The sequence below is a fragment of the Kribbella sp. genome (genome assembly GCF_035687465.1).
Classification (GTDB): Bacteria; Actinomycetota; Actinomycetes; order Propionibacteriales; family Kribbellaceae; genus Kribbella.
Map to the genome: position 1 here is coordinate 1 of NZ_DASRXP010000223.1, position 11,805 is coordinate 11,805.

The 11,805-nt window shown below is 68.1% G+C and carries 12 protein-coding genes; 4 read left to right on the top strand and 8 right to left on the bottom strand.

The window, feature by feature from the left end:
• The coding region (locus VFG33_RS11190) for a phytanoyl-CoA dioxygenase family protein (RefSeq protein WP_325025234.1) at window positions 1-817 on the top strand (817 nt) is incomplete at its 5' end.
• A gap of 45 nt (window positions 818-862) precedes the next feature.
• On the opposite strand, the gene VFG33_RS11195 is transcribed toward VFG33_RS11190, so the two are convergent.
• The 6 genes from VFG33_RS11195 to VFG33_RS11220 form a co-directional block, all read right to left on the bottom strand.
• On the bottom strand, window positions 863-1,774 hold the full coding sequence (locus tag VFG33_RS11195; RefSeq protein ID WP_325025236.1) for an NADP-dependent oxidoreductase: 912 nt from the start codon (window positions 1,772-1,774) through the stop codon (window positions 863-865).
• Window positions 1,775-1,890: 116 nt separating this feature from the next.
• Window positions 1,891-2,802, bottom strand: coding sequence for an NADP-dependent oxidoreductase (locus VFG33_RS11200; RefSeq protein WP_325025238.1), 912 nt, complete (start codon window positions 2,800-2,802; stop codon window positions 1,891-1,893).
• Window positions 2,803-2,935: 133 nt separating this feature from the next.
• Window positions 2,936-4,504: a methionine--tRNA ligase gene (gene metG, locus VFG33_RS11205; protein WP_325025240.1), complete on the bottom strand. Its 1,569-nt coding sequence runs from the start codon at window positions 4,502-4,504 to the stop codon at window positions 2,936-2,938.
• A 41-nt stretch (window positions 4,505-4,545) separates the two neighbouring features.
• On the bottom strand, window positions 4,546-5,391 hold the full coding sequence (gene rsmI / locus VFG33_RS11210) for a 16S rRNA (cytidine(1402)-2'-O)-methyltransferase (protein ID WP_524538129.1): 846 nt from the start codon (window positions 5,389-5,391) through the stop codon (window positions 4,546-4,548).
• Complete coding sequence (locus VFG33_RS11215; RefSeq protein ID WP_325025242.1) at window positions 5,388-5,798, bottom strand: type II toxin-antitoxin system VapC family toxin; 411 nt, start codon at window positions 5,796-5,798, stop codon at window positions 5,388-5,390. The genes rsmI and VFG33_RS11215 overlap by 4 nt, the downstream gene beginning before the upstream one ends.
• A gap of 5 nt (window positions 5,799-5,803) precedes the next feature.
• Window positions 5,804-6,043 carry a hypothetical protein gene (locus VFG33_RS11220; RefSeq protein ID WP_325025244.1) on the bottom strand — a complete coding sequence of 80 codons (240 nt, stop codon included), beginning with the start codon at window positions 6,041-6,043 and terminating at the stop codon, window positions 5,804-5,806.
• Window positions 6,044-6,139: 96 nt separating this feature from the next.
• Here VFG33_RS11220 and VFG33_RS11225 point away from each other — a divergent pair, with 96 nt between their 5' ends.
• Complete coding sequence (locus VFG33_RS11225) at window positions 6,140-7,804, top strand: dolichyl-phosphate-mannose--protein mannosyltransferase (protein WP_325025246.1); 1,665 nt, start codon at window positions 6,140-6,142, stop codon at window positions 7,802-7,804.
• Window positions 7,805-7,808: 4 nt separating this feature from the next.
• Here the strand turns inward: VFG33_RS11225 and VFG33_RS11230 are convergent, their stop codons facing one another.
• Together VFG33_RS11230 and VFG33_RS11235 are read right to left on the bottom strand one after the other, a co-directional pair.
• Window positions 7,809-8,465: a DUF1707 SHOCT-like domain-containing protein gene (locus VFG33_RS11230; protein ID WP_325025248.1), complete on the bottom strand. Its 657-nt coding sequence runs from the start codon at window positions 8,463-8,465 to the stop codon at window positions 7,809-7,811.
• Window positions 8,466-8,541: 76 nt separating this feature from the next.
• Window positions 8,542-9,930, bottom strand: a complete 1,389-nt coding sequence (locus VFG33_RS11235) for an alpha/beta hydrolase family protein (protein ID WP_325025250.1) — start codon at window positions 9,928-9,930, stop codon at window positions 8,542-8,544.
• Window positions 9,931-10,119: 189 nt separating this feature from the next.
• On the opposite strand from VFG33_RS11235, the gene VFG33_RS11240 reads away from it, so the two are divergent.
• Both VFG33_RS11240 and VFG33_RS11245 read left to right on the top strand, forming a co-directional pair.
• Entirely contained in the window at window positions 10,120-10,485 is a 366-nt protein-coding gene (locus VFG33_RS11240) for a YciI family protein (protein WP_325025253.1), read from the top strand.
• Window positions 10,486-10,487: 2 nt separating this feature from the next.
• Entirely contained in the window at window positions 10,488-11,720 is a 1,233-nt protein-coding gene (locus VFG33_RS11245) for an RNA polymerase sigma factor (RefSeq protein ID WP_325025256.1), read from the top strand.
• Window positions 11,721-11,805 lie beyond the last annotated feature (85 nt).

Below are 11,805 nucleotides of genomic sequence, written 5' to 3' on the forward strand. Positions count from 1 at the left end.
CGCCGTGATCGATGACGTCCGCTCCCGGATCGCGCGGATCCTCTTCGACAGCCATTGGCTCGCACCGGGGTGCGCGGCCGAGGAGCTGATCGCCTCGGAACGGGCGGTCGAGGAGGGATCAGCCGGCTTCTTCGGCGCCTACACCGCGATCCAGAGCACGCAGGCATTCCACGAACTGGCCGTGCGTGCTGAGCTGCTGGACCTGGCCATGCGGCTGCTCGGCGAAGAGGCCTTCGCGCACCCGGCCCACATCTGCCGGATCGCGCCGCCCTCCCCCGGCGCCAGCCCGACGCCGATCCATCAGGACTACCGGTTCATCCAGGGCAGCATCGACACGCTGACCACCTGGATCCCGCTCAGTGCGGCCCCACCCGAGATCGGTGGGCTCCGGGTGTTCGCCGGATCGCCGCGACTCGGCGTACTGCCGGTCCGGGCGTCGGACGGACCCGGGATGCTGCGCGCCGAGGCCGATGAGGACCACCCCGAGTGGCGGACGACGTCGTACCAGCCGGGTGATGTGTTGCTGTTCAGCAGTCTGACCGTGCACGGCGCGATGCCGAACCGGACCCGGCAACTGCGGCTCTCGGCGGACTTCCGCTATCAGGCACGCACCGCCCCGATGGCCAGAGACCTCCTAGGAACCGGCAAGCCCCATTACCACCCCGACGTCCCCGACTTCCCCACCCTGACCCGAGGCTGGACCTCAACAGCCAGCATCGAAATCCCCACCGGCGTCAACTTCGTCGACCGCTTCGACCCCCGCCAGGACGAAGTACCAGTAAGCACCTCGCGCTTCGCCTACGCCGACGGAGAATGAGCCCGCCCACCTCACGCTGGTGGGGCGCGGAGGTGGGCGGCGGGTTTACGGGAGCAAGACCAGCTTGCCGGGGGTGTGGCCGGACTCGCTGAGGTCTTGGGCCTTGGCGGCCTCGGCGAGGGAGAAGGTCTCGGCGATCCTGGGGTGGAGGTTGCCGTCGGCTGCCTGCTGGAGCTGCTCGGCGAGGCCCGTCTTGGTGTCCTCCGGTGAGGTACCACCCGAGGACACGGCGACACCGAGCTCGCCGGCGGCGAAGTCGGCGATGGTGACGATGCGGTCGGTGCCGCCGCGCAGCTCGATCGAGTCGGGCAGCGCGCCCTGGCCGGCCACATCGAAGACGGCGTCGATGCCGTTCGGCGCGACCGCGCGGACACGCTCGACCAGGCCCTCGCCGTACGCGACGGGAATCACGCCGAGCGAGCGCAGGTAGTCGTGGTTCGCGGGGGACGCGGTGCCGATCACAGTCGCGCCTTGCGCCACTGCCAGCTGGACCCCAACGGCGCCAACCCCGCCAGCCGCGCCGTGGACGAGCAGGGTCTCGCCCTGCTTGAGGTCGAGCTCGCGCAGTACGCGGGTCGCGGTCTCACCCGCGACCGGGAGGGCTGCGGCCTGATCCCACGCAAGGCCGGCCGGCTTGCGAGTCACGATGCCGACGACCGCGTGTTCGGCGTACGCACCGCTCTGGGACCAGCCGACCACCTCGTCGCCGACGGCGAACTCGGTCACGCCTTCGCCGACCTCGTCCACCACCCCGGCGACCTCGAAGCCCGGCACCGCCGGGAAGGTCGTCGGGATCATGCCCTGCAGGTAACCGCGACGGATCTTGAAGTCCATCGCGTTCACTCCAGCGGCCCGTACTGCGACCCGTACTTCACCTGGTCCCGCGTGCGGTTCGTCGATCTCCTGGAACCGCAGCACCTCGGGACCGCCGAACTCCTCGAACACGATCGCTTGCACAACTGCCTCCGGATGGATGAGGAAAGACCATTGGTTGACGCTTCAAGTGTGCACTACACTACTTGATGCTTCAAGTGTGTGTCGCCATCCAGGCGGCAGACAGGTGGGCAATGGGCCTAAGGGATCAGGACGAACTTGCCGTTGACGTGGCCGGCTTCGCTGAGTTCCTGGGCCTTGGGGGCGTCGCGGAGGGCGAAGGTTTCGGCGACGGTCAGCTTGAGCTTGTCGTCGGCGACCTGCTGGAGCTGCTCGGCGAGGCCGGCCTTGGTCTCCTCAGGAGAGCCGCCGCCTGCCGAGAAGGCCACGCCCAGGTCGCCGGCCGTCGGGTCGGCGATCGTGACGATGCGGTCGGTACCACCGCGGAGCTCGATCGAGGCCTTCAACGCGCCCTTTCCGGCCACGTCGTAGACGGCGTCGACGCCGTTCGGTGCGACCGCGCGAACTCGCTCGACCAGGCCGTCGCCGTACTCGACCGGGATTACCCCGAGCGAGCGAAGGTAATCGTGGTTTGCCGGGGACGCGGTGCCGATGACAGTGGCGCCAAGGCTTACCGCCAACTGGGCTCCGACCGAACCGACACCACCAGCGGCGCCGTGCACCAGCAAGGTCTCGCCTGCCTTGAGGCCAAGCTGACGCAGTACCCGGGCTGAGGTCTCACCCGCGACCGGCAGCGCCACGGCCTGCTCGAAGGGGACACCCGCGGGCTTGACGGCGACGATTCCTGCCACCGCGTACTGCGCGTAAGAACCGGCCTTCCCCCAGCCGACGACCTCGTCGCCGACGGCGAACTCGGTCACGCCTTCGCCGACCTCGTCCACCACCCCGGCGAGCTCATAGCCCGGTACTGCGGGGAACGTGGTCTTGGCCATCGCCTCGAACCACCCACGGCGGATCTTGAAGTCCGCCGGGTTCACCCCAGCGGCCCGTACTGCGACCCGCACCTCACCAGGCCCCGCGTGCGGCTCCTCGATCTCCTTGAACCGCAGAACCTCAGGACCGCCGAACTCCTCGAACACGACCGCCTGCATGAGAACCTCCAGATTTGGTTGAACTATCAACTCAACGTCCGAAGATTCCAAGCAGACCTGGCCTGGGGGTATTCCCCGGCCGGGGTGAATCTTTCCACCCCCGGCCAGGGACCCGACGGTCAGGCGGTTTCGGTCAGGCGGTTTCGGTCAGGCGGGGGAAGAGGGAGTCGCCCTTGGTGAGGGTGGCGCCGACTGGGAGCTGGCCCCAGGTGCCCGCGTCCTGGATGCGCTGGTCCTTGAGGGGGCCGAGTTTGGGCTCGGCACCGAGGAGGGTCCAGAGCTTGGTGGCGGTCTTCGGCATCGTCGGGTGGTGCAGGACCGCGACCGCGCGGAGTACCTCGGCCGAGGTGTAGAGGATGGTGGCCAGCCGGGCCTTCTGGGTCTCGTCCTTCGCGACCTTCCACGGCTCCTGCTCGGAGACGTAGCCGTTGACCGCGCCGACCAGGTCGTTGATCGCGGCCAGCGCGTCGTGGAACGCGAGGGTGTCGATCGCCTTGTCCGCCGCCTCGACGGTCGCCGCCAACTGGTCCGCGAGCGCCTGCTCGGCCGGGCCGTGGTCGGTCGGCTCAGGGAGCACGCCATCGAAGTACTTGCCGACCATCGCCGCGATCCGGCTGGCCAGGTTGCCGAGGCCGTTCGCCAGTTCGGAGGTGTAGACCGCGTTCAGGTGCTCCCAGGAGAACGAGCCGTCCGAGCCGAACTGGATCGTCCGGAGGAAGTAGTACCGGAAGGCGTCGGAGCCGAAGTGGTCCGTGATCTCGTTCGGCGCGATCGCGGTCAGCTTGGACTTGCTCATCTTCTCACCGCCGACCAGCAGCCAGCCGTGCGCGAAGACCTGCTTCGGTACTGCGAGCTCCGCGGCCATCAGCATGGCCGGCCAGATCACCGCGTGGAACCGCAGGATGTCCTTGCCGACCAGGTGCACGTCGACCGGCCAGAGCTGCTCGAACCGCTCCGGGTCGGTGCCGTAGCCCGCGGCGGTGACGTAGTTCAGCAGCGCGTCGATCCACACGTAGAGCACGTGGTCCTCGTCCCACGGCACCGGGATGCCCCAGTCGAAGGTGGACCGGGTGATCGACAGGTCCTGCAGCCCCTGCTTGACGAACGAGATCACCTCGTTGCGCGCACTGGCCGGCGCGACGAAGTCCGGCTGCGACTCGTACAGCTCGAGCAGCCGGTCCGCGTACGCCGACAGCCGGAAGAAGTAGTTCGTCTCCGAGACCGTCTCCAGCTCGGTGCCGTGGATCATGCACCGCTGGGTGCCGTCCTCGTCGGTCCGGATGTCCGCGGGGAGCTTGAACTCCTCGCAACCGACGCAGTACAGGCCCTCGTACTCGCCCTTGTAGACGTCACCCTTGTCGTAGAGCGTCTGCCAGAACTCCCGGACCCGCTCGGTGTGCCGCTGCTCGGTGGTCCGGATGAAGTCGTCGTAGTCGATGTCGACGTCGACCCAGGCCGGCTTCCAGGCCTCCTCGACCAGCTTGTCCGTCCACTCCTGCGGAGACATGCCCTGCGCCTGAGCGCTGCGCATCACCTTCTCGCCGTGCTCGTCGGTACCGGTCAGGTACCACTTGCGCTCGCCCCGCTGGGCGTGCCAACGGGTCAGAACGTCCCCGGCCACCGTCGTGTACGCGCTGCCGATGTGCGGCGCGGCCGTGACGTAGTAGATCGGGGTGGTGACGTAGAAAGCCTTCTCGGACATAAGGAAAGCGTAGTGGGGCGGGCCAGGCGTATTTACCAGGGCTACTTGGCCGGAGCGCGGGCGGCGAGGACGGCGTCGTACACCGTTCGTTTGGGGACACCGAAGCGCTTGGCGACGTCGGAGATCGCCTGCTTGCGAGCTGTGCCCGCCTCCTCGTCCGCCGCTACCTCCGCGGCCAGTTCCTCGGGCCCGAGCTCGCGGGCGGACGGATCCGCTCCGCTGACGACCACGGTGATCTCGCCGCGGACCCCGTCGGCGGCCCACGCGGCCAGCTCGGCGGCGCCACCTCGCTTGACCTCTTCATAGGTCTTGGTGAGCTCGCGGCACACCGCAGTACGGCGGTCCGCTCCGAAGGCGTCAGCCATGTCCTTGAGCGACGCGGCCAACCGGTGGGGTGCCTCGAAGAAGATCATCGTGCGCTGTTCCCTGGCGAGCTCCTGGAACCGTTTGGCCCGCTCCCCCGGCTTGCGCGGCAGGAACCCCTCGAAGGTGAACCGGTCCACCGGCAACCCGCTCAAAGCGAGCGCGGTCAGCACAGCAGACGGCCCCGGTACTGCGGTGACGTCGACACCGGCCTCGATCGCGGCAGCCACCAACCGGTACCCGGGGTCGGACACGCTCGGCATCCCCGCATCCGTCACCACCACCACGGTCTGCCCCTCGACCAGCGCGGCCACCAACTCATCCGTCCGCTGCCGCTCGTTCCCCTCGAAGAAACTGGTCACCCGCCCGCCCACGGTGATCCCCAGCTCACTCGTCAGCCTCCGCAGCCGCCGCGTATCCTCCGCGGCCACCACATCAGCCTCCCCCAGAACCCGGGCCAACCGCGGCGAAGCATCCTGAAAGTCCCCAATAGGCGTCCCCGCCAACACCAATCGCCCGGTCACGACAGAAGAGTGAACGCATCGACATGCCGAGGCCGAACCACACTGAAGTCCCGTCGGTCGAGGGTCGCAATCTCCCGCGCCCCGATCTCCTCCGCGATCGCAACCACCGAGGCGTCAGCCAGACCTAGCGGCAGATCCGTATACGTGTCCATCAGCTCGGCGATCCGCAGCAACACATCCTCACAGTCGGCGACGGCGAAGGCTCCCGCCGCCGGCGAATAGACGAAGTCGGCTTCGACCTTCGCCCCCTCGGCCTCGCGCTGAATCAGGTAGCACACCTCCGGAACGACGAAGCTCGGCACGACCAACTGCTCGCCACCGAGGTGGGCGGAAGCGAACAGGTCGACGCATGCTCGGTGGTCATCATCGGCGGACAGAACGGCCGCGACCAGAGGACCGGTATCCACAACGATCACTGGCGCCGGCCGAGCTCGTCTCGCAGGATCTCCTCGCTCCGCGCGGCCAGGTCAGGACTGCTGCCCTGCACCGCGCCGAACCACGACGGAGGCCAGGGACGCGGACCGGCAGCGCTGCGCCGGCGCATGGCAAGACGATGCCTCAAGATCTCACGCATGTCCGGCACGAGCTCCACGGCCGCATCCTCCGGAAGCTCGTCGATCATCGCGTGCAGCTCTTCTCGCGCGGTACTCATGTCACTCAGTGTAGGAGGTTCGGTCGACGGTTTTCGGCTTTCCACAGGTGACCCTCCGGCCACGCGGGGAGGCGGTGGTACCGCGGCGTCCGTACCATGGCGGGCGTGACTGCCGTGATCGATGACGACACCGCGTCGCCCGCCGAGCCGCGGGAGACGCTCGGCCGCGATGTGCGGGGGCGCCGGTTGCCGCCGCTGAAGGAGCGGCTGTACCCGCCGATGCCGCGGGATTTCGAGAGCGGCTGGATCGCCACCCTGGCGATCACCGCAATGGCCGCGATCCTGAGGTTCTGGAACCTCGGCAACCCGGTGAAGTTCGTCTTCGACGAGACGTACTACGCCAAGGACGCCTTCTCGCTGCTGAAGTACGGCTACGCCCGGCAGTTCATCGACAAGCCGGAGGGGGCCGCCGACAAGGCGATCCTGGCCGGCAACCTGGACGTCTTCAAGGACACCCCGAGCCTGACCGTGCACCCCGAGGTCGGCAAGTGGATGATCGCGGCCGGTGAGCAACTGTTCGGGATGAACACCTTCGGCTGGCGGTTCATGCCGGCCCTGTTCGGCACCCTGACCGTGCTGCTGGTGATCCGTACCGTCCGCCGGATGACCCGGTCCACGCTGATCGGCTGTGTCGCCGGTGTGCTGATCGCCGTCGACGGGCTGAGCTTCGTGATGTCCCGGGTCGCCCTGCTCGACATCTTCCTGACGTTCTGGCTGGTCGCGGCGGTGTCGTGCCTGGTCGCCGACCGCGACTGGACCCGTCGCCGGCATGCCGACTCGCTGGTGGACGGCGCCGCCCCGGGGAAGGTCGGCCGCCTGCTGCTGGTCCGCCCGTGGCGGCTGGCCGCCGGGGTCTGCTTCGGCCTCGCCCTCGGCACCAAATGGAGCGCCATCTGGCTGATCGCCGGCTTCGGCCTGCTCGCCTTCGCCTGGGACGTCGGCGCGCGCCGGGCCATCGGCGTACGGCACCCGTTCAGGAGATCCACCCTCGTCGACGGGATCCCGGCGTTCGTCAGCATCGTCATCGTCGCCGCGATCACCTACACCGCGACCTGGACCGGCTGGCTGCTGCACGACAACGCCTACGACCACGACTACGCCTCGAAGAACCCGGCGCACGGCGTGATGAAAGTGGTCCCGGACGACTTCCGCTCGTTGCTGCACTACCACCAGGAAGTCCTGGCGTTCCACACCGGCGACTACATCAAGAACGCCACCCACCCGTACTCGTCCAACCCGGCCGGCTGGCCGATCATCGCCCGCCCGATCGGGTTCGACGCGAACAACGAGATCAAACCCGGTACTTCGGGCTGCACCGCACCGGCCGGTACGAACTGTCTGTCCGTCATCTCAGCCATCGGCACGCCGCTGCTGTGGTGGGCCGGGGCCTTGGCCCTGATCGCTGCGCTGATCCTGTGGATAGGTCAGCGGGACTGGCGTTTCGGCGTACCGATAGTGGGGTTCCTGACGGCCTGGCTGCCGTGGTTCATGTACACGGACAGACCGATCTTCTTCTTCTACGCGGTCACGATGATCCCGTTCACCGTGATGGCGCTCGCGATGATCCTCGGCCGGATCCTCGGTCCGGCCCGCGTCGCGCTGCAGACCTCCACCCCGCGCCGGTTGATCGGCAGTGCGGTCGTCGGCGCGTTCGTCGTGCTGGTGGTGCTGAACTTCGCCTACATCTGGCCGATCCTGACCGACCAGGTGCTCCCGCACCCCGACTGGCTGAACCGAATGTGGTTCAAGTCCTGGATCTGACCGGTCAGTGCCCGAGATGCCCGCCGTTCTTGGGCTTCTTGGGCTTACCGGACTTGCTCCCGACACCACCGAACAGGGCCAGACCCTTGAGGATGACGACCGGGGCGTTCGGATCCGCGTTCTTGCCACCGCGGCCCCCGAATCCGCCGAAGATGCCGACGCCGTGGTTCCTTACCTCGACGCTCTCCGGCACGGTGATGTCGATGCCGCCGAAGATGGCGAACGCGTACACGGTGACCTCGCGGCCCTCGAACACCGCGTCGGTCATGTCCAGGTCGTAGCCGCCGAACAGGCAGAACGCGTTCGTCCGGCGCTTCACCCGCCAGCGGCCGCTGCGTTCGCCGCCGCCGAAGATGCCGATCACCGTGTCGAAACTGTCCGCCGGGTTGGCCGGGTCCTCGATCGGTACCGGTCTGTTCGACGGGGTAACGGCCGCCGCGGGGCAGAACGGCTGCCCCGGGACGGCAAGGTCCTGCGTGATCGGCTCGAGCTCGCCGAGGGTCCGGGCGGCCAGCGTCTGCTCGAGTCGCTCGGCGTGCTCGTCCTGCGTGAGCCGGCCACTCATCAGCGCATCCCGCAGCACTTCGACGACCTGATCGCGGTCGGTGTCGGAAGCGCGCAGATGGGCGTGCGGATTCGAGGGCTCGGGCAGGTTGTCCATAAGACCGAACGATATCCCTGCCTACGGTCCGAAACCCCAGGGATGACACCCTGGGGTCCCGGAGCTCACCCCTGGGTCAGCGCGAAGGGCGGAGGAGTCGGGTGGGGTGGAAGGTGGTGAAGGCGGGTGGGCGGATCGCGTCGCCGCCGGCGGCGAAGTCGAAGACCTTGCTCCACTCTGACCCGAGGGCGGCGGCTGCGGTGTTCAGTCGTTGCGGGCTGGTGCTCGGCCAGCGGCCGGTGGTGATTCGCGTTTCCAGGGTCCGCAGTGCGACCACCTCTTCCGCGACGCTGAAGGCGCAGTGTGTCGCCCGTCCGGCAAACAGTTGCCGCAGCCGACCGGGATCACCGTGCTCGCGGACCTGCCCGGCGTACCAGCGTTCGTGATCGGCGACCGCCACATCGACGGTGTTGTGCAACGTGACCACCGGCGAAGGCGTCGTACCGCGCGGCACGGCGTAGCGCTCCATCCAGCGCTTGGCCACCGGATCCGCACTGATCCGTGGCGCCGCTGCCAGCGCGGCCAGATCCTTGTCCAGCTCGAGCCCCGCCTGCCGGTACGCCGCGCGCACGAAGTCCTCGTGGTCCGACTTGATCAACTGCCGTCGGTAGTCCACGCCGACGTTGTACGACGGATTGCCGCCCGCGTTCTCCGCCAGATCCGCCTGGCCGACCGCACCGAAAACCCCGATCGTGCTGAGCAGATGCAGTTGCACCAGAGCGTCGATCTGGTCGTCGATCGACCCCGGCTTCGGGTTGTGCGCCGAGTTCCAGCCCGTCACGTTGCCGAAGGCACTGGCCAGCGCGATCCGGGCCCGCCCCGCCGGAGTCTTCGCCGCCTCGACCAGCACCGCCTGCAGTTGCGCCACACTCTCAGCCGGGTTGTCCGCCCGGACCAGGTCGATGTCTGCCCCCGGCGCGAGCAGCGTCTTCAGCGCGAAGTTGATGTCCAGCGAGAGGTTCATCTGGCCGTACAGGTCGATCGGAGTGCACATCGCCAGTACCCCGTCGATCCGGCGCGGGTACCGCTCCGCCAGCAGCAGCGAGATCGCCCCACCACCGGACGATCCGGTCGCGACGGTACGCCGCGGCCGGCCGACGTGGTCCTCGAACCAGTCGAGCACCCCGATCTGATCCTCGACGGCCTCCTTCACCAGGAAGCCGGTCCGGCCCTTGAAGTCCGAGGCGGCCAGCGCGTAGCCGTGGTCGAGCAACCAGGTCTGGCTGTCGTCCCGGTTGCCGTGGCCCGGTGGGAAGTCCGGCATGAAGGCCGGGTAGTACGGGTGGCTGAAGATCAGCAGCGTGCCGTTCCAGCGCTCGGGGGTCTCGACCTTGAACTCCGCGCCGTCGATGACGCCGGTGTAGGTCTGCCGACCCGGCTGAGGGATGCTCGCGCCCGCCGTCGCCGGCAGGGCCGCTGTCGTCAACGCTACGGCGAGAAGAATCGCGGTAAGAAGTCGCTTCATGGTTCGTCTCCAAGGTCCGGTGGGGTCTTTCACCCACTGGTCGGAGCCCGGGGAGCGCGAGGGACACCTGCCGACAAGAAAGATTCTGAGAGAAGATGCAGCCGGGGCTGTCCCTGCCTTGGATGCGGCTCCGACTAGTGGATGAACGGCGCCCGACGGAGGGGCCGACCTACTGGCAAGGAGCGCGAGATGAAGTTCATCATGCTGGCCTACACCAACGCCCAGACCTGGGTGGAGGGAACCTGGGACCCCGAGGAGTTCCAGAAGGCGTGCGATTTCTACGAGCAACTGGGCAAGGAGCTGACCGCCAGCGGCGAGTTCGTCTCCACCGCGGGTCTCGGCGACCCGTCCCTGACCCGGACGATCCGCGCGACCCCGGCCGGCACGGTCGCGGCCGACGGCCCGTACGCCGAGGTCAAGGAGGTACTGGCCAGCTACGGCATCGTCGACGTGGTCAGCGCCGACCGGGCGTACGAAATCGCCCAGCAGATCGTCGACGCGGTCGGCGACATCGTCGAGGTCCGACCGCTGATGGACGGCTCGGCGGACTCCTGACCGTGACCAGCACCGGCTTCGAGCACCTGCTGCGGGAACTCACGCCGCAGGTGCTCGGCGCCCTGGTCCGGCGATACGGCCACTTCGACGCCTGCGAGGACGCCGTCCAGGAGGCGCTGCTCGCGGCAGCCCAGCAGTGGCCGCGTGACGGCCAACCGGATCAGCCGCGCGCCTGGCTGATCACCGTCGCCTCCCGCCGACTGACCGATGAGCTTCGCAGCGAGGAGGCCCGTCGGCGCCGGGAGAACGCGGACGCGCTCGAGGTCCCGCTAACAGCACCAGCAGCAGATGCGGCCGGAGCGCGCGATGCCGACGACACCCTGCTGCTGTTGTTCTTGTGCTGCCATCCGTCCCTGAACCGGGCCGCGCAGATCGCCCTCACGTTGCGAGCCGTCGGCGGTCTCACCACCGACGAGATCGCCCGCGCGCTTCTGGTGCCCGAGGAGACGATGCGCAAGCGGATCACCCGGGCCAAGCAGAACGTGCGCAACTCCGGGATCCCGTTCCGGCCACCGCCGCCTGCGGAACTCCCCGTCCGGCTGGCCGCAGTACTGCAGGTGCTTTATCTGATCTTCAACGAGGGCTACACGAGCACCGATCGGGTCGACCTGGCCGAGGAGGCGATCCGGATGGCCCGGCTCACCTATCGGCTATTGCCCGGCAACGGCGAGGTCGCGGGACTGCTGGCGCTGATGCTGCTGACCCATGCCCGGCGCGCCGCCCGGACAACCGCTACCGGCGAGCTGGTCCGGCTGGATGAGCAGGATCGCAGCCTTTGGGACGCCTTTGCGATCGCCGAAGGCACCACGCTGGTCACCGATGCGATGACCCGTACTGCGCTGGGTCCGTACCAACTGCAGGCCGCGATAGCAGCTGTTCACGACCAGTCGGAGCGGACCGAGGACACCGACTGGGTGCAGATCATCGCGCTCTACGACCTGCTGATCCGGTTCGACGACAGTCCGGTGGCACTCCTCAATCGGGCGGTGGCGGTGGCGATGGTCCAAGGCCCGAAGGCGGGACTGATTCTGCTCGAGCAACTCGAGACAGATCCCCGGCTGGCCAACCACCATCGCGTCGAAGTCGCCCGGGCTCATCTGCTCGAGCTCGCAGGTGAGCTGACAGCCGCCCGGGCCTCGTATCTCCTCGCCGCCCGGATGACTACGAACACCCCTGAACAGCGTTACCTCAACAAGCGGGCGGCGCGGCTACAGAGCAGGGCGGATCCGGAGTGAGAGCACGATGGCGATGAGGGTGATGGACGCAAACGTCACGGCCGCCCCCGGGTAACCGCCGAGGCCGAGTCCCAGGCCACCGATC